Raw genomic sequence first — 24,043 nt, forward strand, 5'->3', positions numbered from 1 at the left:
GGCTATTTTCACCTCAACGGAGGCGGCGCGATATTAAAGCGCTTTAGGAAAGGAGTTGATTAAAGAGAGAAAAATCGCCGCATCGGGCGTCCCGGATGCGCTTCGCTTATCCAGGCTACAGTTAGCGGCAGGAGGCGCACCCGGGAACCCCGGATACGCCGTGCGGCGGGTGGGTTAGTGAGAGTGGTGGTTTGAGTTGCCGCCGCTGTCCATAACTGAACCGCTGGCTTTTAGGTTGCCCTGAATATTAACGTTGCCGGTGATCACCGCACTGCTGCCAGCGCCGCTGCTGCCTGCCATGCCGCCAAGCCAGGTCAGTTTTTTCATCACCGTAACATTGCCGGTAAAGGTGCTAATCGGCGCATCCACCGTTACATCCAGCGCTTTAATGCCGGTACGGGCAGCCTCCACGCTGACATCAACGGCCTGTACCGCCACCTGGCTTGCCTCCACGCTCACGTCAGTGGCCTTCACGCTGACCGTCTCCGAGGTCACATTTACCTGTTGCGCTTTTACCTCCACCAGCGGCGAGGTGAGGCGGGTACTCTCTTTCACCTCAATCACTATCTTTTCGATACCGCCGTTGATGGTGAGCTGGTGCGATTGACGATCGTATTCAAAAGCCGCGCCGTCGGAAAAATGCACGTAGCGTTTGTCGCGCGAGGCCAGCGGCGCGGTGTCAACCGTGGAGTAAACCGCCCCCAGCACCACGCCGTCTTCACCGTTGTCATCAAGCAGAACCTCGACCTGTTCGCCCATATCCGGCAGCCAGTAGTCTTTGTTGTCCTGCGTATTGCGCTGCAGAACCGGCAGCCAGTTGCTTTGCAGATTATCGCACTCCGGCAGAGTAACCCTGACGAGAACCGTGGTCTCGTCGATGTCGCTGATAATTCCCGTCTGGCGGGTAACGCCTTTCATGTCGTCTCCTTACTGGCTGGTCGCCGGTCCGCGTGAAATGTCGATTTCGGTGGTATAGCCGCTGCGGGTAAATCGATGCATTGATTTATCAATCAGCCACTGGCCGGACAGAACGCCGAAGCCGGTCAGTTCGATTTTGTTCCCCGCGGTCAGCTGCGGGCAGCCCATCAGGCTCAGCGTGCCGGTCTGCTGATACTCGTTATGGCTGTCCAGCGCGGCGTTGGCTTTCGCCTGCGCCGCGCCGGTATCGGGCGCGCGGCTGTTGAGCTTGAGAGTATCGGCGCTGGTTGCCGCCCCCCTGGCCGACGGTTTTTGCTGGCTATCGTGGGTATAAATAACCAGCTCCTTTTTCTTGCCGTTTTGATGTTGTACGGTGGCGTTCTTATAGATCCGGTTGATGGTATCGTTAAAGGTGTAATGGCCGATATCCGTCCGATCGAGGGTTTTCACCGGCGCAAGGCAGCGCAGCGAAGGCAGATGTGAAAAGACAAGCTCCGCCGCCGTCACCTTGACGGTGTAGCCGTACTCACTGGCCAGACGCTTGAGAAACGCAATATCGGTTTCCGCGTACTGCGTTACCCGGTCAATGTTCAGGGTAGCGATGTGCCCCACCAGCTTTAAGCCGTGCTTTTGCGCAATACGGCTGGCGATGGCGGCAAGGGTGGTCTCTTCAAACCCCTCGCTGTTTCTGGTGCGCAGCGCTTTGCTGACCGAGGTGGCGATGCCGTCAATATTCACCGTGGACGGCGGCGCGCTGATATCAATTTTATCAATGATATAGACGCCGCAATCCAGCAGTTCCTCCCCCTGGTAGCCCAGATGCAGGGCAAGGGTATCGCCTTTGCCGGGATACCATTCGTTCACCCAGCGGCCTTCGCTGTCTTCCAGCGTAATGGCGATAACATCCGACTCGTTCTTGATGCTGTCGCTGTAGCTGATGCTAGTGACATAAGGGGCGATATCGTAAGTAATATCCTTATGCCCGTACCAGAGCGTAAAAATGGGCGTTAGCGTGGCACAGACGCCGCCGGACAGGGTTATCTCAGCCATGGCGCCAGCTCCGTTGTGGTCTGCGTGGCGCGCACGACAGGGATGATTAACCGTACGCCGGACGGCAGCACCGCCGTGATGGCAACATGAGGATTCGCGGCGATAAGCCGCTCATAGGCGAGGGCGTCGCCATAGTAGCGCCAGGCGAGGTTGTCCCAGCGCTCCCCCTCTGTGGTGATGTGTTCAAGGTAGCGCATTACACCCTCCTCGTGACGATCGCGGCGGCGATAAGGCTGGTCGCCGTGGTGGTTTTTTGCACGCTGTTACGCGCCTCGTTGACCTGCGAAGCGGCGTCGTTGAAGAGGGCTTCCGCCGCGCTTTGCTTGAAGGTGTCAAACAGCGATTTGGCATGTTCAAGCAGCGTGGTCGCGTCGTGGGCGCAGTCACGGATGCCCGGCAGGCTGTCGATCAGCGCCTGGATTTGCGCGGAGAGCGCGGCAGGCATTGCCGCCAGCGTTTGTAAATCCAGCGGCTGGCGCAAAAGCGCCTCCGTTGCGTCGATGATTTTTTTCAGCGTATTGATGGTGTTGATGCACTTCTCTTTCAGCGCCTTCGCCTCCTTTATCAAATCTTTTGCCTGCGCGACCATTTTTTTGGCCTCCTCAATGGCGTCGGCTATATCGTCCATCATCGCTCTGGCGTCGCGCATTCCGTCTTCGATGGTCTTCATCAGGTCATCGAACCAGCTGTCGCCAAGCCGCGGGAAATCCTGCCACTGCTCATCAATATTTGGGTCCTGCGTTGAGACTGCGGGCGGCAACAGCGGGCTCTTCGGGTTACCGGTGTACTCCTGCAGCGACAGGCTACCGCTCTGGGCAATCACGTTGCCGTAAGGATCGGTGTGCTGGTGGGTAGCCGTCAGGTCGGTTATCACGAACCAGCCGCGGTAATCGCCGTTGCCAAACACCAGCGCCATCGCCTGATGCGCGGTCATGGCTTGCCGCAGGCGGTTCAGCTCCGCTGTCGGCTGACAGTACTGGCTGTGGAAACTGAACTGCAGCGTAATTTTGTCCAGCTTGTCGCCGATAAACTGCACCCCTGGTTTACCTTCGATACGGGCATGAGAGGCGTAATCCACGCCCATTGTGTTTTCGAAGCCGTCCCAGTAAGCAACGACCTCAAACTCTATTTCTCCTAATACGGCATACATCAGGCGTACCCCCGGCGCTGTTGCTGCGCCATCACATCGTTAATCATTTTTTCCAGCTGGTGTTTATTCAGCGCCAGCACCTTGTTGACCTCTCCGGCGGCATTCGCGCCGTTCCCCTGGACGGTGACCTGCGGCGAAAAATGAACCTGTACATTCCCCTGAGCGCGCGGCGGCAATACCAACGGTTTCGCAGCGGTTTTTGGCGGTACGCTAAGAGGGGAAGGTGTGACAGGCGATTTCGCCCCTGTCGCGAGTGGCGGAGGAACCGGGCCAGCCAGCGCCATTCCGGCGACGCCCGGCATTATTGCAGCGCCCTGTGGCTCAACGCTGATGCCAATAACTTTCTTCAACCAGTCCGGGATATAGCTTTTTATCTTGCTGAACACCTCCCCCAGAACGGGGAATGCCTTCACCAGGCTGTTAACCAGGCTACTTATCATTTTGCCGCCGAATTCGCTAAAGCTGGCAGGCAGGTCAATGCCGAGCCAGCTCATCAAACCGGCGAACGCTTTGTAAAATATGCCCAGCGGCGACCAGTCGAGAATGAACGCCGTAATGCCCAACACACCGCCAGCAAAGATCTCTTTGATGCGCTCCCAGAGTCCCAGAAAGAACTTTTTAATCGGCTCAAAATAGCGGTAAATCAGCAATACCGCGCCGACGATGACGGAGATAATGCGGCCCAGGGGCGTCATGAGCAGGAAACGGAGAACCCAGCGTCCCAGCGTCATAAAAACTCTGCCCAGCCCTTTTAGTCTGCTTCCCAGTTGCAGAAAGCCTCTGCCCAGCCCTTTCAGCCAGCCACCCACTCTCGACAGACCGCCGCCTAGCCCTTTCAGCGCGTTCCATGCTTTCCCGATGGCGCCGCTCAGGGCCAGGCGGGCTTTTAATTTGAGGAACAGATCGATCAGGCGAATAATTGGCGAGGCGACAAGGTTCGCTCCCAGCTTCAGGACGCTGAGCGCGCCGTTGAACAGCCAGATTGCGCCGATAAATTTGGCGATGCCCTGTACCAGCGCCGGGTTATCACGCAGCCAGGCGCTGAACTGGCGAATAAGCGGGGTAAGGCTTACCGCCAGATCGCCGATCGCCGGCATGAGCTGCAGGCCGACGGTGAGCCACAGATCGTTGAGCGCCAGCTGCAACGCTTTGGTCTGCTCAAGGGGAGAGGACATCCTGGTGGTGAAATCGCTGTCCAGCATGGTGCTCTGCCCGGCCTGCATATTAGACGTTTTCAGCTGCTGAAATTCGCCGCTGTTCGCCAGCATCGGCGCGAGGAAATCCAGCGTTTGCCTGTCGCCGAACATCTCGCCGAGATTAAATTGCGTGACCAGAGCCTGTAGCGCATCTGCCCGGGCGCTAAGATCGTCAATTTTCATGGCCTGCTTAAACTGGTCGAGGATCAGCGGGTTCATTTTCTGCAGCTGCATTTCGACGATATGGGCCATGGCCTGCGCCACGCCCAGGCCGTTTTGTTGGTGCTCCAGCAGCGAGCCCCGCAGATCCACCCCCTGGCTGGCAAACCAGTTATCCGTCTTCCTGGAGAAGGTGGTGTGCAGGAAATGGGCGAAATTATCCTCCGCAGCGGCAGCGCTGGGGGCGTTTTGCATCGCGATTTGCTGTGTCGCCGCCAGTTCCGCAAGCCCCTCTGTTCCCTGCGCGCCTGTCCGCGCGGCAAAGCGTTCAATCCACAGGGTTTGATCGGCCACGGAGACGCCGCCGTTCTTCGCGACGTCCGCCAGCATCGTCTGCGCGACGTGGAACGCTTGCGGAGCAATATGCAACTGGTTGCGGGTCGAGATGGCCGCCTGCGCCCAGGTTTGCGCGCTGTCGCGGGTGGCGGTGGCGGCTTTGGCGATGTCGGGCATATAGCGGTTGAGCTCATGCAGGGAACGGATTCCGCCTTCCATCATCGTGGTGGCGGCATCCTGCAGGGCCAACTGATCCTGATTGAAATCGAGGCTCCAGTCGCGCAGATTCAGGCTCAGAGCGTCGCGTGTATCGTCATCCATGTCGTTTTTGATGGCCATATTGACCATGCCGTCCTGAAACTCGAAGGGCAGCCGCCAGTCTGGCTGCTCTACCAGCAAAAGTTTGCCCATCTGACTGATAAATGTGCGGGTTTCGGTGAGCAAGGCTTCACGACGGTTGCTGTTTTCTTCCCGGCGTAAGGCGGATGCCGTTAGCTGCTGTGTAAGTCTGGTGATTTTTTCATGCTCAGTGCTGAGCGATTGTAACTGGCGGGCGTTACGTGAGCCGTTACGGGCAATTGCCTGCGTCAACGTCTCATTACGCGCCTGTAGCTGGGTCATAATGTCGTTGGCCAAAGTAAATTCTTCCGTTTGATGGCCCGGCGGCAGGCTTTCTTGAAATGGCAGAGAAGGGGCAGGAAACCGGGCGTAAGGTTGGGAGACCCGCAGGCGTTACGCCTGCGAATCGTATTCGTGTTTTATCTGGGTGTTCGCTTCGTCCAGCCAGCGGGTGAAATCCTCAACCGCCAGGGCATCGATCTCACTGGGCGGAAAGCGAAACCATCTCGCCAGCAGCGCCATTGCCTGCCATAGCTGCGGCGGATTCTGTAGCCATACCGAGCATGGCCTGAAATCGCTTTTGCAGCGCCTGATAATCAAGCAGATCCATTTCCGCCAGGTCCTCCTGTACCAGGCCGGTCATGGCCGCCATCAGCGGCTCGTCCCACTCCTCCGGCTTGTCGCTGGCGCGTCGCGCATTACGCATGTCTTTTACTTTCAGGCGGCGCAGCGTCAGGGTTTCAATATGTTCGCCCGCCGCAGAGGTAAACGGGAATTGCAGAGTATATTTTTCGCTCATTTTATTATCCTTTTAATTTCGGGGCCGCAGCCCCGAATAAATTAGCCGCCGATATTGTTACGGTAAGCCGTTAATTGATCTTCGCCATTTACGCGGAAGATATTCGCCAGATAATCCAGTTCGAGCAGCGTTTCGCCGTCTACAACCTGTTTGATATAGGTGCAGCCGAAGGCGCTACTGAATTCCGGGTTTTCATTCTGTTTAAACGTGCCCAGCGGATTCTTTTTAAACATCACGGTCATATGGGTGACCAGCGCCAGCTGATCGGCCCGACCCTGAGAGTTATAGCAGTCAACGTTTGAGCGGCACTGTAATGCCACGGCCTGCCACGGGTTGGCGGTTTTGCGCATGACATCGTGGTAAAACACGTTCCATTTGATTTCGCCTTCCAGCTTATCAAACCCGGCGGGCAGCTCGATCTTACCCACCATCCCCAGCGCTTTATGCTCCTGCATAATCAGGCTAATATCCGGCAGTTTAATTTCGCTGGCGCGCCCTAACAGGTTATTGCCATCAAGATAAATATTGGCGTTGGTAATACGGTTAATTTGAATTTTTCCGGCCATTAGCTATTGCTCTCCAGAGAGACTAAATATTCAGAGGTAATTTCAGTTTCAAATGTCAGACGTTCCAGCGGCGGCGGCGGCGTAAATTTGTAGTTAAGCAACAAATGACCCGCCGCCAGCTCCGTTTGTGAATTTCGCGCCGGGTCATACCAGCATTCGAAGCCCAGCAGCGCGCCATCGGCAATAAGCTTGCGCCCCCAGCCGTTCACTGATTCCGTCAGCGCGTCGATCAGCGCCTGGTTAATCGGCATATCCATAAACTGCTGGCTGAAATAACGGATGGATTCATTAATCACATCGCCGGTACGCCGCACGTTTTCAAAGTTACGCATATGGGTCACGGTCGGCCAGGCGGCGGTGCGGTTGCCCCACAGGCGGTAGCCGGAACCGTAGCTGTTGAAAACAGTGGTGATGCCATTCTCATTCAGCAGGTTCACTTCGCTTTGCGGATCGTCAATCATCGCCGACAGCGAACGCTCAACGCCGGTAATACCCTGGATCTCCTGATTGGAATTACTCCACCAGAATCCCTTTTCAATATCGACTTTGGCGCGCAGGCCCGCAGCGCGGGAAGAGAGCGGCTCCAGCACCTCGCTATTGGTTTCGCTGTTGAACGCTTTCACGTGCGGATAGCACAGGCGAGCGCGATCGGAACTGGTGTTGAAGTTGATCGTGCCTTTCGACCCGCGGCCCGCCAGCACCTGCTGGAAGGTGGTGCCGACAGGGGCGTCAATATAGGTAATGGCCCCCAGCTTTTCCGCCTGAGTGATGAGTTCAGTCGCCACGGTTTTTTGCGTACAGAAGACCGGCGCCAGCAGGATTTTGGGATAAAAACCGTACTGGGTATAGATATCCTGCAGGAGCTTCATCCCGGTGCGATCGCCCGCGGCGTTGATAGCGCCAATGATTTCCGACGCGGTAATTTTAGTTGGGTCGGTATAGGTAACGTTGGCGTAAGCCTGCGAGTTGGGTGTTAATGCGCCATTAAGGCAGGTCACTTCGCCAGTGAGCATATCCACGGTGTAATCCGTGCCCAGCACATAAGGCGAGCTGCCGTTAGAGCCACGGCTAATCACTACCGTTTGATAAGCCTTATTATTCGGCTGAATCTTCGCTTTTCCGTCCGCGTCAAAGCGAAGACTGATATTAGCGGTGACTTTATGGAGAACAGGGCTGAGGACGTTAATAACAACGACCGTGCCTGCGCCGTGATCGTAAATGGCTTTCAGCGCTTGCGGAATGGTGAAGTTGGAAACATTTGCGCCAAACTGCGCCGCATCGCTTTCTGATAAGCACAGCGTCGGCTGGTTAACCGGGCCGCTTGGGGCGGTGCCGATCAGGGCAATAACGGCGGATTTTACCGCTTTAATAGGACGCGGGCCGGTTTCAATTTCAATGGTTTCTACACCGTGCAGGTAATTAGCTGCCATGTACAATTTCCTCTTCTTCTTCTGTAATTTCTGCCGCTTCGGTAATGACCGGCGTTAAATGACCGCGAGCAATCATGGTCATGACCCACTCGTTGTCCTCCGGCAGGGAGACTTCGCTGTCGGTCCACAATAAAAGCTCTTCGCCATCGGCAAGGGTGACGCCGCTTGCCGGGCCGCTATAGATATATTTCATTGAATTTCCTCATAGTTAACGATGGTCAGCAGAGGGAGATCCTTGCTTTCCTGATTGGCGATAAACAGGGCGCTGGACGCCATTTCCAGGGCGTAACAGGCAAAGCCCGCGTTATTGCCGATGAACGTTTCGCTCTTCATCCACAGCAGGCGATCGCAGCCGGGAAGGGCGATACCGCCCAGCGTCTGGCGGGTCCGATCCAGGGCGTTAAGCGCATCAGCCTGCGGCGCGATGACGGTCGCGGTGAAATGGAGAGTCCGCCTCTGCACCACGGCGTCTGTGCTTTCGGTTGCCGCAAAATCGGCGCCGCTGTAATGAATGAGTACCGCCGGGCGGTTATTAAGCGGGATATAATCCGTTGCACTTTGCGTGGAAATAGATACATCCATATCCGGATTTAATTCGCGCAGATATTCCATCAGCGCCGTAATAACAGCTGAGGTTTCCATTTGGTGTTCTCCTTACTCTTTCACGGAGAATCACATTTCCTCTCCGTCACAGTTCGGGAGTATTCTGGCGTGATGGCGCGGTGAATGCTTTTAATCTGCTTTAAAGAAAAAAGTTAAAAGAAATAAAAAATCCCCGGCGTATTTACGACGAGGATTTATACCCTAAATAATTCGAGTTGCAGGAAAGCCAACGCTCATGCAACTTGAAGTATGACGGGGATTTAGGTTATGCACCTCCACGTTGGATCAATTCTATCTTGCTATATAGCGCATCCAGTTTGGCTTCTATTACCGCCTGGCCGCGTAAATAATCTTCCCGGCGAACATAATGCAGCGGAAGATCGGCTCTGAATTCCAGAAATTCTCGTTCCAGCCTTGACCAGCCTATTTCTGACTCCCGGCGGGCTATTTCCAGGGCTTCAAAGCGTTCGCTCAACCGCTTCTCTATTTGCGCCAGCAGCAGTTTACCGGCGGCAAACAGCAGCCCAACAAAGGAGAGCAAGAGGGAGATAATTTCCCAGAAATCGATGCTGAGTTTCATTGGCCTCCTCTGATTACTGAATGCAGCTGGCGTGCCCCCACTGCAAATAGCGGGCGGCGTGCTGGTATAAAATCACTTTTGGATAGTGACGGTTTTCCCGCCAGTTGGCGGCGCTGCGCCCGGCGTTGACCCGTTCCACATGATCAAACCAGACTGTTGAATCAAGCCCTTTGGCGGCTGCCAGCTTTTTATCGCGGTTAACCCAACCCTGGCCGCCGTTATAGGCGCTAAGGGTAAAGGCCATACGCTGACAGCTGTCTTTCGCCGTGATGCCGCGCCAGAGTTGACGGTCGTACTGCACCAGCGCGCGTATCGCCCAGACCGGATTGAACGGCTTGTTTTCCCGTAGCTGCGGATAGAGCTGGCTTACCCATTGCGCTGTTGCAGGCATAAACTGCGCCATTCCCTGCGCGCCGACCGGCGAACGGGCCGCCGGGTTCCAGCCCGACTCCTGATGTAACTGCCCGGCAAAATCAGCCACCGGGGCATTTATCCCCCAGATTTCGCGGGCGGTACGGATCAGTTCATTGCGCCATTTTAACGCTGCACGCGGCGGTTCGGCGGCGTTGGCTGACAGGGCTAACATCCACAGCAGACAGATGCATGAACGCCACATCATTACAGCCCCAGCGCGACGGCAAGGCAGACGGCGGCCACAATGACGGCGCGACGGATCATCGCGGCGGCGCAGCATACCGACTCCTGCCACGGGCAAAAAGAGTCCGGACGGGCCCAGGGAAAAAGGCTGCGATCGAGCCAGTAGCCTAATACTGCCGACAGCGATACCAGACTGAGCTTATAGATGACGACCGGAATTTGCGCTGACGAAACCCAGCCAATAAGCGTGAAAAGAATAGCCGAGGCGACCAGCCAGCCGGAGAGGCGGGGGAAGCATGTTTTTTTCATATGTATCTCCTGATAAACGGGAGACGAGTATGGGGTTTGCCGCGATCGTTAAAACGAAAAACGGTTTAATAAATAAGTTTAAAAAATGTATTTCCCCGTATCCCGCTAACGCAAGGCGATAAGACGAAACAGGAGAACAGCAACCGGCGATGATGGCTTGCCAGCAGGCTGTGCTGTTTGGGGGAAGAAGGCGGCGAAGAGGGCAGGAGCAAAAAAGAGGCTGTGTTTATATGATTGATTTTTAAAGTTTGTTTAATGAATTTCACCGCTGTGACGGCAACGATCTTTTTTGATCGCGCGCAGAAAAAAGCGTAAAAAATTACTGTATATGCATACAGTAATGTGTAAAATGGGGCCATCAGAAAGAGACCGCTCTGCCTGTAAAATATATTCAAATTGTGAATTAGAAATGTATTAAACATTTTTCTCTGAAATAATTATTCCATCAGGGAAGTGTTATTTATTCGAATTATGAATGTATTTGCGGTTAGTTAACGCACCTGTTTTACGCGCTCCCTTTATACAGGCGATTCCGGGCAGCACGGGGTGCAGGATATATGGAGATAACTTATGATTCAAAAATCAAAAGAAACAGTTCGGGTGCCGGAGATCATCAGCGATCTGGCCTTTCACGCGTCGCAAATCCTTATTGAAAGCATGAATGTCGACAGCGCATCGGCAGAGAATGTCGGCCATGCCATCGCGGATCGGATGATGCGCAACTGGGGCGGGCAAAGCATCTACTTTCCAAAAGGGGTTTCAAGCCGGGCCTCCGAGCGGGATTACCAGATTTATGAAGAGTGTAATGGCCGCAACTATGCGGAGCTGGCAAGGAAGTATAAATTGACGCTGCAATGGATCTATAAAATTGTGAAGCGGGTGCATACCGAGAAACAGCACCAGCGGCGGATGCTGTAAATCTGACGGGCCGTATAGCTGTTATACGGCCCTGCTCTCTCATTCAAACAGGTTGTGATGAAGCTTCTGCACCACCTGCTCGGCCTCGGTGCCCGGCACCAGGAAGCAGAGGTTATAGCTCGATGCGCCGTAGCAGATCATCCGGATATTAAACGGCTCCAGCACGCCGAACACCTCTTTACCCACGCCGCAGGCTTTTGACAAATCGTTGCCAATCAGCGCCACCAGCGCCAGGTTCTCTTCCACCTCCACACGGCAGAGGGAAGAGAGCTCGGTCAGCAGCGCCTGGGTGAGCAGCGTGTCCCCGGTTGACGTTGAACCGGTGGTGTCGAGCGTCAGCGCCACGCTCACTTCCGAGGTGGTGATCAAATCCACCGAAATATTATGCCGCGCCAGAATACCGAACACTTCGGCGAGGAAGCCGCGCGAGTGGAGCATGTTCAGGCTATGGAGCGTAAGCAGCGTCTGCTTGCGGCGCAGCGCCAGCGCGCGGAACAGCGGCGGGTTGTGCGTCTTATTGCACACCAGCGTGCCGCCGGCTTGGGGATCTTTACTGGAGCCGACAAAGACCGGGATATCGCTGCGTACGGCGGGCAACAGGGTCGCGGGGTGTAGCACTTTCGCGCCGAACGTGGCCATCTCCGCCGCCTCTTCGAAGGCGATCTCATCAATACGTTTTGCCGCAGGCACCACGCGTGGATCGGTGGTGTAGATGCCGGGCACGTCGGTCCAGATATCAACGCGGGCCGCCTGCAGCGCTTCGCCAAGCAGTGCGGCGGTGTAGTCGCTGCCGCCGCGGCCAAGCGTGGTGGTGCGCCCTTTGGCCTCGCTGCCGATAAAGCCCTGGGTAATGACCAGGCCGTCCGCCAGACGCGGTTTAAGCTGCTGCGTGGCGAGTTCGGAAAGCGCCGCGACATCCGGCTCCGCGCGGCCAAAGCGATCGCTGGTGCGCATGATCTTGCGCACGTCAAACCACTGCGCCATCACGTCGCGCTCGCGCAGGATCTCCACAAACAGCAGGGTCGACATCAGCTCGCCGTGGCTGACCAGTTCATCCGTCAGCGCCGTAGACGTAGCGAGCGAGGCGGCCTCCGCCAGCGTGGTGATGTTCTCCAGCAGGCGTTCAATCTCTTCACGAATGACGTTGGGGTTTTGCAGGCGCTCCAGGATATCGAACTGGATTTTACGGATCGCGTCGAGCTTCACGAAGCGTTCGCTGGTCTCCAGACCATCGGCCAGAGCGACCAGCAGATTGGTGACGCCCGCCGAGGCGGAAAGCACCACCAGGCGTACGTTCGGATCGGCAAGCACGACATCCGCGCTGCGGTTCATGGCATCAAAATCGGCAACGCTGGTGCCGCCAAATTTTGCAACGATTACATCTGTCATAACGACCTCGTGTCAGGGAAAGAAAAACGCGACCTGAGCACAAGGGCAGAAAAGAAACCGGTGCAGGCGCAAATACCGTATTTATAAATAAAATGTGTGACTGATACTGTCAACGCCGGGATTATGCGGATTTTTCATGCTGGGAGCAGGGGTAGTAATGGTGCTTATATGCTGGCGTTAAACGCTATACTTTTTACCCGTGTTTGATCGATGCGCAGGGAACGGCATTAAAACCCATCACACTTTTCTGTGTCTGGCGTTACAATCGATCCCAGTCACAATTCTCAAATCAGAAGAGTATTGCTCATGAAAAACATCAATCCGACGCAGACTTCTGCCTGGCAGGCGCTACAGAAACACTTTGAAGAGATGAAGGACGTTACGATCGCTGAGCTGTTCGCGAAAGATAACGACCGTTTTGCTAAGTTTTCCGCTACGTTCGACGATTTGATGCTGGTGGATTTTTCTAAAAACCGCATTACCGAAGAGACGCTGGCTAAGCTACAGGATCTGGCCAAAGAGACCGAACTGGCAGACGCCATCAAATCCATGTTCTCCGGCGAGAAGATCAACCGCACCGAAGATCGCGCCGTGCTGCACGTGGCCCTGCGCAACCGCAGCAATACCCCGATTATGGTTGACGGCAAAGATGTCATGCCGGAAGTGAACGCGGTGCTGGAGAAGATGAAATCTTTCTCTGAGGCGATCATTTCAGGAAGCTGGAAAGGCTATACCGGCAAGGCGATTACCGACGTGGTAAACATCGGTATCGGCGGCTCTGACCTTGGCCCGTTCATGGTGACCGAAGCGCTGCGTCCGTATAAAAACCACCTTAATATGCACTTCGTCTCCAACGTTGATGGCACCCACATCGCCGAAGTGCTGAAAAAAGTGAACCCGGAAACGACCCTGTTCCTGGTCGCTTCCAAAACCTTCACCACCCAGGAAACCATGACCAACGCCCACAGCGCGCGCGACTGGTTCCTGAAAACCGCTGGCGATGAGCAGCACGTGGCGAAACACTTCGCGGCGCTCTCTACCAATGCGAAAGCGGTGGGCGAGTTCGGCATTGATACCGCCAATATGTTCGAGTTCTGGGACTGGGTCGGCGGTCGTTACTCTCTGTGGTCGGCGATTGGTCTCTCTATCATCCTCTCCGTCGGCTTCGACAACTTTGTTGAGCTGCTCTCCGGCGCGCACGCGATGGACAAGCACTTCTCGACGACCCCGGCTGAGAAAAACCTGCCGGTGCTGCTGGCGCTGATTGGTATCTGGTACAACAACTTCTTCGGCGCAGAAACCGAAGCGATTCTGCCATACGACCAGTATATGCATCGCTTTGCCGCTTACTTCCAGCAGGGCAACATGGAGTCCAACGGTAAATACGTCGACCGTAACGGCAACCCGGTGGATTACCAGACTGGCCCAATCATCTGGGGCGAGCCGGGCACCAACGGCCAGCACGCGTTCTACCAGCTGATTCACCAGGGTACCAAAATGGTTCCCTGCGACTTTATCGCCCCGGCCATTACCCATAACGCGCTCTCTGACCATCATCAGAAGCTGCTCTCTAACTTCTTCGCCCAGACCGAAGCGCTGGCGTTCGGTAAATCCCGCGAGGTCGTGGAGCAGGAGTATCGCTCCCAGGGTAAAGATCCGGCTCAGCTTGAGCATGTAGTGCCGTTTAAAGTGTTCGAAGGCAACCGCCCGACCAACTCTATTCTGCTGCGCGAAATCACTCCGTTCAGCCTGGGCGCGCTGATTGCGCTGTATGAGCACAAAATCTTTACCCAGGGCGTAATCCTCAACATCTTCACCTTCGACCAGTGGGGCGTTGAGCTGGGCAAACAGCTGGCTAACCGCATCCTGCCGGAGCTGAACGATGAGAGCGAAATTTCCTCTCACGACAGCTCAACCAATGGGCTGATCAATCGTTATAAAGCCTGGCGTTAATGCGTTAATAGCCACAGATAAAAAAGCCGATAATAATATCGGCTTTTTTTATCAGATAATTCCCGTTGCCCTGGCATATGATTAATTCACCGCTCTGAGGTAATTCCGAAAAAGACGTAAACCCCGGTAATTCATCAGTGTTATTTTCAGATGTTACGTATACTTCGCTGTTATGTCTCAAATAACAACCTATTGAAATAACAGTGTTTTAAATTAAATAACTCTTTCGTATATTAGCCGTTTTTCCAATTTTCTTAAAACTCGCCGCTGCGTTTCCCATTGTCTAAATAGCCTGCTTTAGTTGTGTATACTCGTCTTCGCCTGTGTATTTCAGGCAAATCTCCATTCATTCATTGAAGGGAAATTGATATGAAAAAAGCACTGTATGGCATTTTTGCCATCACCGCGCTTGCGGCGACGTCTGCCTTAGCGGCACCGGTTCAGGTCGGTGAAGCGGCAGGCTCGGCGGCGACGGCGGTCTCTGCGGGTAGCTCCTCAGCGACCAGCGTCAGCACCGTAAGCTCTGCGGTGGGTGTTGCCCTGGCGGCAACCGGCGGCGGCGACGGTTCCAATACCGGAACCACCACCACCACGACCACCAGTACTCAATAACCACGAGTACTTTAATCATAACCACACTTCGGTGTGGTTATTTCGTCCCCTCTGGAGAAGAGTCGTGAAGCGACCTGCAATTATTCTGATTTGCCTGCTGATTCAGGCCTGCTCAGCCACCACCAAAGGGCTGGGCCACTCGCTGTGGGAAAGTATGTTTGGCACGCCCGGCGTTCACTTAACCGATGACGATATTGCGAATATGCCTTACGCCAGCCAGTACGTGCAGCTCAACGGCGGCCCGCAGCTGTTCGTGGTTCTGGCCTTCGCGGAAAACGGCCAGCAGAAATGGGCGACGCAGGATCAGGCGGTTATTGTGACGCAGCATTACCGCATCGTAAAAACGGTGCTGGGCGGCGATAACCTGCTGGAAGTGAACAACCTGGCGGCTGACCCGCTGGCAAGGCCAAACCAGATAGTTGATGGCGCAAGCTGGACCAGAACCATGGGCTGGACGGAGCATAACCAGGTGCGCTATGCCACGGCACGTTCGGTATTTCGCTGGAACGGCACCGATTCCATCACCGTGGGGAGCGACGTCACCCGCGTGCGCGTTCTTGAAGAAGAGGTTTCCACTGACCAGGCGAGCTGGCGAAACCGTTACTGGGTGGATGAGGACGGGCTGATTCGCCAGTCTGAACAGTACCTGGGGACGAACTGGTTCCCGGTTAAAACGACTCTGATCAAGGCGGCGAAATCATGAGAACTCTCTGTGGCGTCGCTTTTTCCATTAGTCTGGCATTATCCCAGGCCCATGCCGCCGGCACGGTAAACGTCTACGTTTCCGGCGACAGTAAAGCCAAAACGCTGACTAACGCGGCGCATCTGATTGATGTGGTCGGGCAGCCGCGGCTGGCCCAGAGCTGGTGGCCGGGGGCGGTCATCAGCGAACGTCAGGCCACGGCGGCGCAGGAACAGCGTCAGCAATCGCTGCTGGCGCAGCTTGACGTGCTGGCTGGCGAAGAGAGCGGCGACAGCGCGGCGGCGGTGAGTGCGCTACGCCGTCAGTTGCAAGAGATCCGCGTCACGGGGCGGCAGAAGGTCAATCTCGACCCGGATTATGTTCGCGTGGCATCGGGCGCTAACCCGCCTCTGGAGGGGGAGTACAGCCTGTGGACAGGGCCGCAGCCCACGACCATTACCGTGGTGGGGCTGGTCAGTCAGCCGGGCAAAAAAGCCTTTACGCCGGGGCGTGACGTGGTGAGTTACCTGGACGAGATGAGCGTGCTGAGCGGCGGCGACAAGAGCTACGCCTGGGTGATTTACCCCAATGGCGATACGCAAAAAGTGCCGGTGGCGTACTGGAACCGTCGTCATGTCGAACCCATGCCCGGCAGCGTGATTTTTGTCGGCTTCGCCCCCGATCTGTGGGGCGCGCGCAACGAGACGCTCAACGCCGACATTATTGATTCTCTGACGCATCGGATACCGGAATAATAATGAAAAAATCGTTTGTCATCAGCGTACTGGCGCTGGGCGTGAGTGCCGCCTGCCAGGCCGAAACGTATCCGGCACCCATTGGCCCGTCCCAGTCCGACTTTGGCGGCGTAGGGCTTCTGCAAACCCCCACCGCGCGTATGGCGCGGGAAGGGGAAATCAGCCTCAACTATCGCGATAACGACCAGTACCGCTACTACTCCGGCTCGGTGCAGCTTTTCCCGTGGCTGGAGACAACGCTGCGCTACACCGACGTTCGCACCCGCAAATACAGCAGCGTCGAGGCCTTCTCCGGCGATCAGTCTTATAAAGACAAAGCGTTCGATCTGAAATTACGCCTGTGGGAAGAGAGCTACTGGCTGCCGCAGGTGGCGGTTGGCGCGCGGGATATCGGCGGGACAGGGCTGTTTGACGGCGAATATGTCGTGGCCAACAAAGCCTGGGGGCCGTTCGACTTCTCGCTCGGGCTGGGCTGGGGCTATCTGGGCACCGCCGGCAACGTCAAAAACCCGCTTTGCTCCTACGACGAAAAATTCTGCTATCGCGATAACAGCTACAACCAGGCCGGCTCGGTGGACGCCAGCGGCATGTTCCACGGCCCGGCCTCGCTGTTCGGCGGCGTCGAGTATCAGACGCCCTGGCAGCCGTTGCGGCTGAAGCTGGAGTATGAAGGCAACAACTATCAGCAGGATTTTGCCGGCAAACTGCCGCAAAAGAGCAAGTTCAACGTTGGCGCGATCTACCGGGTTACGGACTGGGCCGATGTCAACCTGAGCTACGAGCGCGGCAACACGTGGATGTTTGGCTTTACCCTGCGTAATAACTTCAACGACCTGCGCCCGCGCTATAACGATAACGCCCGGCCGCAGTATCAGCCGCAGCCGCAGGACGCCATCCTCCAGCATTCGGTGGTGGCAAACCAGCTTACGCTGCTGAAATACAACGCCGGGCTGGCCGACCCGCAGATTCAGGTGAAGGGCGACACGCTGTACGTGACCGGCGAGCAGGTGAAATACCGCGACGCCCGCGAGGGTGTAGAGCGCGCCAACCGCATTATCATGAACGACCTGCCGGAAGGTATTCGCACCATCCGCGTAACGGAAAACCGCCTGAATATGCCGCAGGTGACCACCGAAACCGATGTCGCCAGCCTGCAGCGCCATCTGGAAGGCGAGCCGCTGGGCCATGAAACAGATCTGGTGCAAAAACGCGTCGAGCCGATCGTGCCCCAGAGCACCGAGCAGGGCTGGTATATTGAGAAATCGCGCTTCGATTTCCATCTCGATCCGGTGCTCAACCAGTCGATTGGCGGGCCGGAAGGTTTCTACATGTATCAGCTGGGCGTGATGGCCACCGCCGACTGGTGGCTGACCGACCATCTGCTGACCACCGGCAGCCTGTTCGCCAACATCGACAATAACTACGATAAATTCAACTACACCAACCCGCCGAAAGATTCAGCGCTGCCGCGCGTGCGCACCCATGTGCGCGACTACGTGCAGAACGATGTCTATGTAAATAACCTGCAGGCCAACTACTTCCAGTACCTGGGGAACAGTTTCTACGGCCAGGTCTACGGCGGCTATCTGGAAACCATGTTCGGCGGTGCCGGGGCGGAGGTGCTGTACCGTCCGGTAGACAGTAACTGGGCGTTTGGTATTGACGCGAACTACGTGAAGCAGCGTGACTGGCGCAGCGCGCAGGATCTGATGAAATTCACCGACTACAGCGTTAAGACGGGCCACCTCACCGCCTACTGGACGCCTTCGTTTGCGCAGGATGTCCTGATCAAGGCGAGCGTCGGTCAGTATCTGGCAGGCGATAAAGGCGGCACGCTGGAAGTGGCCAAACACTTCGACAGCGGCGTGGTGGTGGGGGCTTATGCCACCCTGACCAACGTGTCGCCGGATGAGTACGGGGAAGGGGATTTCACCAAAGGGGTTTACGTTTCGATTCCGCTGGATCTCTTCTCTTCCGGGGCGACTCGCAGCCGCGCGGCGATTGGCTGGACGCCGCTCACCCGCGACGGCGGCCAGCAGTTGGGGCGTAAGTTCGATCTCTATAGTTTGACCAGCGACAAGAGCATGAACTTCCGCTGATCGCAGACTCCCGGGCGCGGCTTTCGCCTTACCCCGGTTACGAATCAATCCCCTCTCCCCTGTGGGGAGAGGGTTAGGGTGAGGGGAACATGCGGCTCAGGAGGTTTGTTCCGTTCACCTCATGTTCATGGCGATATGTCGCCTCCCTGGCACGTGAACGGGCTAAGGGGAACACCGCGTTCCCCTTAGCAATCCCCGCTCCCCCGTCAGGAAATCGGTGCTTCGCACTGCGTTCGCCTCCCGCCCCGCTGCCTGCGGCCGGTTTGACTCGACGTCCTGTCTCGACAAACCTCAGTCCGCCATCCCTGGCGGCCTGACCTTGTCATCGGGTCTCCGTCTCACCGATTTCAGCGGGGACACAACCCCTCGCTGCATGCCCAGTGCCATCAGGTTACAACGATGTCGCTGTGGCGGTGATGCCTGAAAGGCGAGTCAGCTGTGGCTAAAAGGATTGCGGACGTTAACAGTATCTACCTGAACCGTAGCCCGGATAAGGCAATGCCGCATCCGGGAATAGCCCGCGCAGCGTTTATATCTCTCTGCCGAGAATATGCAGCGTGCTTTGTTGCGATGCGCTCCCGAACACGGTGTCGTGGAGATGACGCAAACCCTGGCGTTCATAAAACCGCCGTGCCTGCGGGTTGGCGGCTAACACCTCAAGCCACAGAAATGCCTCGCCCCTGGCGCGAGCGTGGCAAACTACCTCTTCAAACAGCCGTTCGCCGTAGCTTTTACCGGTCATGCCCGGGAGAAAATAGAGCTTATGCAGCAGCGTCCCGGCAGGCCCCTGCGGCGTAACCGGCTGGCGAAAGCTGAATTTGGCGAAACCGACAGGCTTGTCGGTAGCGGCAATAAGCCAGCAGCAGGCAGCGTCCCGTAAGCTCTGGTCCAGCACGGGCAGGGCGTACTCCTGTTCAAGGAATGCCTCCATCTCCTGCTTTTCATGCCACAGATGCGCAAAGTGGTGACGGTAGCTGGTATAACCCATCTGATGAAGCAGCCCGGCATCCTCTGGCTGCGCCTTATGTATGGTTAACACGGAAAAATGTCCCTTATTGTCTTTTATCGCTCGCTATCTCATCACGCAGCGGTACAAAATATAAGCAAATAAACTAGATCTGGATCACATTTTTGCGTTATACAGAAGGCTCGCCACTGAGAATGAGGTGCTGTATGACATCCCTGACTCGCCCGCGCGTTGAGTTCATCTCAACGGTTCTGCAAACCGTGCTCAACCTTGGCCTGCTGAGCCTTGGTCTGATCCTGGTGGTGTTTCTCGGCAAAGAGACGCTCCATCTGGCCGATGTGCTATTCGCCCCAGAGCAAACCAGCAAATATGCGCTGGTGGAGGGGCTGGTGGTCTACTTCCTCTATTTCGAGTTTATCGCCCTGATTGTGAAATACTTTCAGTCCGGCTTTCACTTCCCCCTTCGCTATTTTATCTATATCGGCATAACCGCCATTGTGCGGCTGATTATCGTCGATCATAAATCGCCGATGGACGTGCTGATTTACTCCGGCGCGATCCTGCTGCTGGTGATAACGCTGTGGCTGTGCAACTCGAAGCGGCTGAAACGCGAATAAAAAAAGGCGCTCCACGGAGCGCCAAAACACGTAATAACAGTCACAAGTCGGGTCAATATTCCAATGAGGACTACAGTGGCATCTAACGAAAAACTTACCCTTTTACCCCGCCCGCCGTCAGGCCATTAACCAGCCAGCGCTGGGCAAGCAGGAAGACAACGGTAATGGGAATGGCAGAGAGCACCGCCGCCGCCGCAAAATCCCCCCACAGGTAGTTTTGCGGGTTGAGATATTGCTGCATCCCTACTGCCAGTGTGTAGCTGTTGACATCACGCAGCAGCAGAGAGGCCACCGGCACTTCGGTGATGGCGGCGATAAACGACAGGATAAATACCACCGCCAGAATCGGCACCGACAGCGGCAGCAGCACCAGGCGAAACGCCTGCCACGGCGTGGCGCCATCCAGCGCGGCGGCCTCTTCCAGCGAGTTATCGATGGTTTCGAAATAGCCTTTAATCGTCCAGACGTGCAGCGCAATCCCGCCGAGGTAGGCGAAAATCACCCCGCCGTGGGTGTTCAGGCCGATAAACGGAATGTACTGGCCGAGACGGTCGAACAACGCGTACAGCGCCACCAGCGACAGCACCGCCGGGAACATCTGGAAAATCAGCATCCCTTTCAGCAGCGTCGCTTTGCCGGGAAAACGCATACGGGCAAAGGCATAGGCGCAGGTGGTGGAGAGCGCCACGACGCCAATGGCCGTGATCCCGGCGATTTTAATCGAGTTCCACAGCCACAGCAGCACCGGGAAGGGCGGCGGCGTTACGCGGCCATCAGCGTGTTCGACGCTAAAGCCCAGCGCCAGTTTCCAGTGCTCCCAGGAGATGGTCTCCGGGATCAGGCTGCCCGTTGCGAAGTTGCCTTCACGCAGGGAGATAGCGATAACCATCAGCAGCGGGAACATAATAGCGGCGATAAACACCAGCAGTAATACGTGTGTGATGAACAGCCTGAGCTTTTGCGATTTTGCCTGGACCATAGCCATTTTTATCGCCCTCCTTAGTCAAATTTCATGCGCGTGGCTTTCAGATTCACTATCGCAAGCGCGCCCACCAGCAGGAAGATAAGCGTAGCGATAGCGGCAGCGAGGCCGAAGTCCTGACCGCCGCCGCCCTCAAAGGCGATGCGGTAGGTGTAGCTCACCAGCAGGTCGGTATACCCGGCAGGCGTGGTGGTGCCGATACGGTCCGGGCCGCCGTTGGTCAGAAGCTGAATCAGCACGAAGTTATTAAAGTTAAAGGCGAAGCTGGCGATCATCAGCGGCGTTAACGGCTTAATCAGCAGCGGCAGCGTAATTTTAAAGAAGTTCTGGAACGGCCCTGCGCCGTCCATTGCCGAGGCCTCATACAGATCGTCCGGGATGGCTTTCAGCAGCCCCATGCAGAGGATCATCATGTACGGATAGCCCAGCCAGGTGTTGACGATAATAATCATCGAGCGGGCGGTGGTCGGGTCGCTGAACCAGGCCGGTTTGATGCCAAACAGCGCGCTCAGCATCATGTTGATTTCGCCAAAGCTCTGGTTGAACAGCCCTTTGAAGATCAGAATGGAGATAAACGACGGCACGGCGTAGGGCAGAATCAACAGCACCCGGTAGATGGCTTTGCCTTTCAGCGATTCCCACTGCACCAGGCAGGCCAGCACCATGCCCACCGCTACGGTGAGCAGTACGGTCAGCACCGAGAAAACCACCGTCCAGACGAAAATCGCGATAAAGGGCTTTTGAATGCCGTCGTCCTGGAAGACGCGGGTGAAGTTATCCCAACCGATGGTCACGGTATAGCCAGGGCTGAGCTGCTCTTCTCCCCAGCTGCCATCCGCATTGACCACCTGATAAAAACCCTGGCTGTTATTCGGCTTGTATTTCACGCCGCTCTGATTGTTGGTCAGCGTGCCGTCATCGGCAAGCGTGTAGAGCGGGGTGGTGCCGGAGAACTGGCGCAGCGAACTCATGATGACATTGCTGCCGTCCGGTAATTCCGCCGTCAGCTGGTTCAGGGCGGTGCGGTTTTGCGTAATAACGCGCAGATTGCCGCGCTCGCCTTCCGGCAGGGCGTCGCTCTCTTTCAGCGCGATTTTCTGTTCGCCGCCGAGCTTAAACAGCTCCGACAGGTAATTTTTGCCGCTTTCGCCGTCGGTCAGGGCCAGACGCCATTCACTCCCCGCCGGGTAGAGGGCGAAGTTATAGGTTTTGCCCGCCTGGAACGAGCGATCCAGCAGAACCTGCTGCGCGCGTTCCTGAGTAAGCTGGTGGGTGCTGCTGTAGTTCGTGAAGGCGATAGCAATAGTGCAAATGAGGGGGAACAGGACAAACAGCCCCATGCCCGCAAGGCCAGGGTAAACATAGCGCCAGGCGTAGGCTTTCCGGTTGGCGAAAATGTACAGGCCAATCGAGCTTAAAATCAGCGTCGTGATGGCGAAAAGGTATTCCCCCTGGGCATACATTAAAACGACAAGATATCCCACCAGTAAGGCAAGCAGGCCAATGATTGACCATGTGAACTGCCGGTTCTGCCACCAGTGTTTCTTTTTTACGACATCCATGGGGATTTTCCTCTTTACACTTCATCCTTCGCGCTGCCTCTTTGTTGGCAGCGGATACGCACCCCAGTCACTTACTTTTGTAAGCTCCTGGGGATTTGCATCCTTGCCGCCTCGATGCAGCACGAATGATTTCGTGTAAACAACGTATTTAACAATCCTTACTTCCTGAGAAATAAGGGACTACAGGTATTACTTGGTAATGCGGCCCTGCGCGTCTTTCAGCGCGGCATCCACCGTCTGACGTCCGCTTACTGCGTTGATCACCGCCGTGCGGGTGGCGTACCAGAAGGCGGCCATCTGCGGGATGTTCGGCATGATTTCGCCTTTTTGGGCGTTATCCATCGTGGCGGCGATGCGTGGGTCTTTCGCTAACTGCTCCTGGAAAGATTTCAGCGCGACTGCGCCAAGCGGCTTGTCTTTGTTGACTTCATCCAGGCCCTGGTCGGTCAGCAGGTAGTTCTCAAGGAACTCTTTCGCCAGCTCTTTGTTCGGGCTGGCGGCGTTAATACCTGCGCTCAGCACGCCCACGAACGGTTTAGACGGTTTACCGTTGAAGGTCGGCAGCGGCGCAACGCCGTAGTTGACCTTGCTCTTATCGATGTTGGTCCACGCCCACGGACCGTTGATGGTCAGCGCGGTTTCGCCTTTATTGAATGCCCCTTCCGCGATGGAGTAATCGGTGTCGGCATTCATGTGTTTATCTTTAACCAGCTTGACCAGGAAGCTCAGGCCCGCTTTCGCCCCGGCGCTGTCGACGCCAACATCCTTCACGTCGTATTTGCCGTTTTCGAACTTGAAGGCGTAACCGCCGTCGGCGGCAATCAGTGGCCATGTGAAGTACGGCTCCTGCAGGTTGAACATCAGGGCGCTCTTACCTTTCGCTTTCAGCTCTTTATCCAGCGCCGGGATCTCTTCCCAGGTTTTCGGCGGGTTCGGTACGAGGTCTTTGTTGTAAATCAGCGACAGGGACTCTACCGCTACCGGGTAGGCAATCAGCTTGCCGTTATAACGCACCGCGTCCCAGGTGAAGGGGAACAGTTTGTCCTGGAAAGCTTTATCCGGCGTCACTTCCGCCAGCAGGCCAGACTGCGCGTAGCCGCCGAAACGGTCATGGGCCCAGAAGATGATGTCCGGGCCGTCGCCGGTCGCGGCAACCTGCGGGAACTTCTCTTCCAGCTTGTCCGGGTGTTCAACGGTGACTTTGATACCGGTGTCTTTTTCGAATTTTTTACCCACTTCGGCCAGGCCGTTATAGCCTTTGTCGCCGTTGATCCAGATAACCAGCTTTCCTTCTTCAATCTTTGCGAGGGCAGAAGCGGAGAACATCATCGTTGTCAGTGCGGACAATGCGAGGATGCGTGCGCCTGTTTTCAATTTCATATATCCCGTCCTTTAGGTGATGTGCTCGTGGATAAGTTTGGTGGTTTGACGGGATGTAGTCTCCTTTGTTGGCAAGCGCTTCTCATCCTCCTTAA

25 protein-coding genes are annotated in these 24,043 nt (G+C 56.0%); 7 read left to right on the forward strand and 18 right to left on the reverse strand.

Annotated elements, in window-relative coordinates; translation table 11 throughout:
* Positions 1-174: 174 nt before the first annotated feature.
* The 13 genes from ENTHG_RS14320 to ENTHG_RS14380 all read right to left on the reverse strand — a co-directional run bounded on the left by ENTHG_RS14320 (position 175) and on the right by ENTHG_RS14380 (position 10,032).
* Positions 175-918 carry a phage baseplate assembly protein V gene (locus ENTHG_RS14320; RefSeq protein WP_044180924.1) on the reverse strand — a complete coding sequence of 248 codons (744 nt, stop codon included), beginning with the start codon at positions 916-918 and terminating at the stop codon, positions 175-177.
* Positions 919-927: 9 nt separating this feature from the next.
* On the reverse strand, positions 928-1,968 hold the full coding sequence (locus ENTHG_RS14325; RefSeq protein WP_044180927.1) for a phage late control D family protein: 1,041 nt from the start codon (positions 1,966-1,968) through the stop codon (positions 928-930).
* Positions 1,956-2,165, reverse strand: coding sequence for a tail protein X (locus tag ENTHG_RS14330; protein ID WP_044180930.1), 210 nt, complete (start codon positions 2,163-2,165; stop codon positions 1,956-1,958). The genes ENTHG_RS14325 and ENTHG_RS14330 overlap by 13 nt, the downstream gene beginning before the upstream one ends.
* On the reverse strand, positions 2,165-3,118 hold the full coding sequence (locus ENTHG_RS14335) for a phage tail protein (protein WP_044180933.1): 954 nt from the start codon (positions 3,116-3,118) through the stop codon (positions 2,165-2,167). Before ENTHG_RS14335 ends, ENTHG_RS14330 begins: the two co-directional genes overlap by 1 nt.
* Entirely contained in the window at positions 3,118-5,445 is a 2,328-nt protein-coding gene (locus tag ENTHG_RS14340; protein WP_044180935.1) for a phage tail tape measure protein, read from the reverse strand. The genes ENTHG_RS14335 and ENTHG_RS14340 overlap by 1 nt, the downstream gene beginning before the upstream one ends.
* A 184-nt stretch (positions 5,446-5,629) precedes the next feature.
* Positions 5,630-5,947: a phage tail assembly protein gene (locus ENTHG_RS14345; RefSeq protein ID WP_044180937.1), complete on the reverse strand. Its 318-nt coding sequence runs from the start codon at positions 5,945-5,947 to the stop codon at positions 5,630-5,632.
* Between the two features lie 41 nt (positions 5,948-5,988).
* Positions 5,989-6,513, reverse strand: a complete 525-nt coding sequence (locus tag ENTHG_RS14350; RefSeq protein ID WP_044180938.1) for a phage major tail tube protein — start codon at positions 6,511-6,513, stop codon at positions 5,989-5,991.
* A complete protein-coding gene (locus ENTHG_RS14355; protein ID WP_044180940.1) occupies positions 6,513-7,943 on the reverse strand; it encodes a phage tail sheath subtilisin-like domain-containing protein in 1,431 nt (476 codons plus the stop codon). Before ENTHG_RS14355 ends, ENTHG_RS14350 begins: the two co-directional genes overlap by 1 nt.
* Entirely contained in the window at positions 7,933-8,136 is a 204-nt protein-coding gene (locus ENTHG_RS14360; RefSeq protein WP_044180942.1) for a hypothetical protein, read from the reverse strand. Before ENTHG_RS14360 ends, ENTHG_RS14355 begins: the two co-directional genes overlap by 11 nt.
* Positions 8,133-8,585, reverse strand: a complete 453-nt coding sequence (locus ENTHG_RS14365; RefSeq protein WP_044180945.1) for a Gp37 family protein — start codon at positions 8,583-8,585, stop codon at positions 8,133-8,135. The genes ENTHG_RS14360 and ENTHG_RS14365 overlap by 4 nt, the downstream gene beginning before the upstream one ends.
* Positions 8,586-8,811: 226 nt before the next feature.
* Positions 8,812-9,126, reverse strand: coding sequence for a hypothetical protein (locus ENTHG_RS14370; RefSeq protein WP_044180948.1), 315 nt, complete (start codon positions 9,124-9,126; stop codon positions 8,812-8,814).
* 13 nt (positions 9,127-9,139) lie between these two features.
* The gene (locus tag ENTHG_RS14375) at positions 9,140-9,745 is read right to left on the reverse strand and encodes a transglycosylase SLT domain-containing protein (protein ID WP_106403278.1); all 606 of its coding nucleotides are present in this window, start codon (positions 9,743-9,745) and stop codon (positions 9,140-9,142) included.
* Positions 9,745-10,032: a putative holin gene (locus ENTHG_RS14380; RefSeq protein ID WP_044180951.1), complete on the reverse strand. Its 288-nt coding sequence runs from the start codon at positions 10,030-10,032 to the stop codon at positions 9,745-9,747. Before ENTHG_RS14380 ends, ENTHG_RS14375 begins: the two co-directional genes overlap by 1 nt.
* 570 nt (positions 10,033-10,602) lie before the next feature.
* Here ENTHG_RS14380 and ENTHG_RS14385 point away from each other — a divergent pair.
* Entirely contained in the window at positions 10,603-10,950 is a 348-nt protein-coding gene (locus ENTHG_RS14385; RefSeq protein ID WP_044180954.1) for a Mor transcription activator family protein, read from the forward strand.
* Positions 10,951-10,989: 39 nt separating this feature from the next.
* Here the strand turns inward: ENTHG_RS14385 and lysC are convergent, their stop codons facing one another.
* Positions 10,990-12,339 (reverse strand): lysine-sensitive aspartokinase 3, encoded by a 1,350-nt coding sequence (gene lysC, locus ENTHG_RS14390; protein ID WP_044180957.1) that lies wholly within the window; start codon positions 12,337-12,339, stop codon positions 10,990-10,992.
* Between the two features lie 306 nt (positions 12,340-12,645).
* Here lysC and pgi point away from each other — a divergent pair, with 306 nt between their 5' ends.
* The 5 genes from pgi (at position 12,646) to ENTHG_RS14415 (ending at position 18,440) form a co-directional block, all read left to right on the forward strand.
* Positions 12,646-14,292, forward strand: coding sequence for a glucose-6-phosphate isomerase (gene pgi, locus ENTHG_RS14395; protein ID WP_044180959.1), 1,647 nt, complete (start codon positions 12,646-12,648; stop codon positions 14,290-14,292).
* Between the two features lie 369 nt (positions 14,293-14,661).
* Positions 14,662-14,904, forward strand: coding sequence for an exopolysaccharide production protein YjbE (gene yjbE / locus ENTHG_RS14400; RefSeq protein ID WP_044180962.1), 243 nt, complete (start codon positions 14,662-14,664; stop codon positions 14,902-14,904).
* Between the two features lie 64 nt (positions 14,905-14,968).
* Entirely contained in the window at positions 14,969-15,607 is a 639-nt protein-coding gene (locus tag ENTHG_RS14405; protein ID WP_044180964.1) for a YjbF family lipoprotein, read from the forward strand.
* A complete protein-coding gene (locus ENTHG_RS14410; RefSeq protein WP_044180967.1) occupies positions 15,604-16,341 on the forward strand; it encodes a capsule biosynthesis GfcC D2 domain-containing protein in 738 nt (245 codons plus the stop codon). Before ENTHG_RS14405 ends, ENTHG_RS14410 begins: the two co-directional genes overlap by 4 nt.
* A gap of 2 nt (positions 16,342-16,343) precedes the next feature.
* A complete protein-coding gene (locus ENTHG_RS14415; RefSeq protein WP_044180969.1) occupies positions 16,344-18,440 on the forward strand; it encodes a YjbH domain-containing protein in 2,097 nt (698 codons plus the stop codon).
* A 529-nt stretch (positions 18,441-18,969) separates the two neighbouring features.
* On the opposite strand, the gene ENTHG_RS14420 is transcribed toward ENTHG_RS14415, so the two are convergent.
* Entirely contained in the window at positions 18,970-19,479 is a 510-nt protein-coding gene (locus ENTHG_RS14420; protein ID WP_044180971.1) for a GNAT family N-acetyltransferase, read from the reverse strand.
* Positions 19,480-19,613: 134 nt separating this feature from the next.
* Between ENTHG_RS14420 and psiE the strand changes: the two genes are divergently transcribed.
* Complete coding sequence (gene psiE / locus ENTHG_RS14425) at positions 19,614-20,024, forward strand: phosphate-starvation-inducible protein PsiE (RefSeq protein ID WP_044180974.1); 411 nt, start codon at positions 19,614-19,616, stop codon at positions 20,022-20,024.
* A gap of 94 nt (positions 20,025-20,118) precedes the next feature.
* Here psiE and malG read toward each other — a convergent pair whose 3' ends face one another.
* The 3 genes from malG to malE form a co-directional block, all read right to left on the reverse strand.
* Entirely contained in the window at positions 20,119-21,009 is an 891-nt protein-coding gene (gene malG, locus ENTHG_RS14430; protein WP_044180977.1) for a maltose ABC transporter permease MalG, read from the reverse strand.
* Positions 21,010-21,023: 14 nt separating this feature from the next.
* Positions 21,024-22,568 carry a maltose ABC transporter permease MalF gene (malF, locus tag ENTHG_RS14435; protein ID WP_044180979.1) on the reverse strand — a complete coding sequence of 515 codons (1,545 nt, stop codon included), beginning with the start codon at positions 22,566-22,568 and terminating at the stop codon, positions 21,024-21,026.
* A gap of 189 nt (positions 22,569-22,757) precedes the next feature.
* The gene (gene malE / locus ENTHG_RS14440; RefSeq protein ID WP_044180982.1) at positions 22,758-23,948 is read right to left on the reverse strand and encodes a maltose/maltodextrin ABC transporter substrate-binding protein MalE; all 1,191 of its coding nucleotides are present in this window, start codon (positions 23,946-23,948) and stop codon (positions 22,758-22,760) included.
* Between the last annotated feature and the right edge of the window lie 95 nt (positions 23,949-24,043).

Source organism: Phytobacter massiliensis JC163, from assembly GCF_000321045.1.
Classification (GTDB): domain Bacteria; phylum Pseudomonadota; class Gammaproteobacteria; order Enterobacterales; family Enterobacteriaceae; genus Phytobacter_A; species Phytobacter_A massiliensis.

What these genes read in the sequence shown, in the direction of transcription:
- ENTHG_RS14325 (WP_044180927.1), bottom strand. Translation starts at nt 1,968, where the DNA reads ATGGCTGAGATAACCCTGTCCGGCGGCGTCTGTGCCACGCTAACGCCC.
- ENTHG_RS14410 (WP_044180967.1), top strand. Translation starts at nt 15,604, where the DNA reads ATGAGAACTCTCTGTGGCGTCGCTTTTTCCATTAGTCTGGCATTATCC.
- ENTHG_RS14330 (WP_044180930.1), bottom strand. Translation starts at nt 2,165, where the DNA reads ATGCGCTACCTTGAACACATCACCACAGAGGGGGAGCGCTGGGACAAC.
- malE (WP_044180982.1), bottom strand. Translation starts at nt 23,948, where the DNA reads ATGAAATTGAAAACAGGCGCACGCATCCTCGCATTGTCCGCACTGACA.
- pgi (WP_044180959.1), top strand. Translation starts at nt 12,646, where the DNA reads ATGAAAAACATCAATCCGACGCAGACTTCTGCCTGGCAGGCGCTACAG.
- ENTHG_RS14415 (WP_044180969.1), top strand. Translation starts at nt 16,344, where the DNA reads ATGAAAAAATCGTTTGTCATCAGCGTACTGGCGCTGGGCGTGAGTGCC.
- ENTHG_RS14320 (WP_044180924.1), bottom strand. Translation starts at nt 918, where the DNA reads ATGAAAGGCGTTACCCGCCAGACGGGAATTATCAGCGACATCGACGAG.
- ENTHG_RS14385 (WP_044180954.1), top strand. Translation starts at nt 10,603, where the DNA reads ATGATTCAAAAATCAAAAGAAACAGTTCGGGTGCCGGAGATCATCAGC.
- yjbE (WP_044180962.1), top strand. Translation starts at nt 14,662, where the DNA reads ATGAAAAAAGCACTGTATGGCATTTTTGCCATCACCGCGCTTGCGGCG.
- lysC (WP_044180957.1), bottom strand. Translation starts at nt 12,339, where the DNA reads ATGACAGATGTAATCGTTGCAAAATTTGGCGGCACCAGCGTTGCCGAT.
- ENTHG_RS14335 (WP_044180933.1), bottom strand. Translation starts at nt 3,118, where the DNA reads ATGTATGCCGTATTAGGAGAAATAGAGTTTGAGGTCGTTGCTTACTGG.
- ENTHG_RS14375 (WP_106403278.1), bottom strand. Translation starts at nt 9,745, where the DNA reads ATGATGTGGCGTTCATGCATCTGTCTGCTGTGGATGTTAGCCCTGTCA.
- ENTHG_RS14355 (WP_044180940.1), bottom strand. Translation starts at nt 7,943, where the DNA reads ATGGCAGCTAATTACCTGCACGGTGTAGAAACCATTGAAATTGAAACC.
- ENTHG_RS14370 (WP_044180948.1), bottom strand. Translation starts at nt 9,126, where the DNA reads ATGAAACTCAGCATCGATTTCTGGGAAATTATCTCCCTCTTGCTCTCC.
- ENTHG_RS14380 (WP_044180951.1), bottom strand. Translation starts at nt 10,032, where the DNA reads ATGAAAAAAACATGCTTCCCCCGCCTCTCCGGCTGGCTGGTCGCCTCG.
- ENTHG_RS14360 (WP_044180942.1), bottom strand. Translation starts at nt 8,136, where the DNA reads ATGAAATATATCTATAGCGGCCCGGCAAGCGGCGTCACCCTTGCCGAT.
- ENTHG_RS14365 (WP_044180945.1), bottom strand. Translation starts at nt 8,585, where the DNA reads ATGGAAACCTCAGCTGTTATTACGGCGCTGATGGAATATCTGCGCGAA.
- malG (WP_044180977.1), bottom strand. Translation starts at nt 21,009, where the DNA reads ATGGCTATGGTCCAGGCAAAATCGCAAAAGCTCAGGCTGTTCATCACA.
- ENTHG_RS14350 (WP_044180938.1), bottom strand. Translation starts at nt 6,513, where the DNA reads ATGGCCGGAAAAATTCAAATTAACCGTATTACCAACGCCAATATTTAT.
- ENTHG_RS14345 (WP_044180937.1), bottom strand. Translation starts at nt 5,947, where the DNA reads ATGAGCGAAAAATATACTCTGCAATTCCCGTTTACCTCTGCGGCGGGC.
- malF (WP_044180979.1), bottom strand. Translation starts at nt 22,568, where the DNA reads ATGGATGTCGTAAAAAAGAAACACTGGTGGCAGAACCGGCAGTTCACA.
- psiE (WP_044180974.1), top strand. Translation starts at nt 19,614, where the DNA reads ATGACATCCCTGACTCGCCCGCGCGTTGAGTTCATCTCAACGGTTCTG.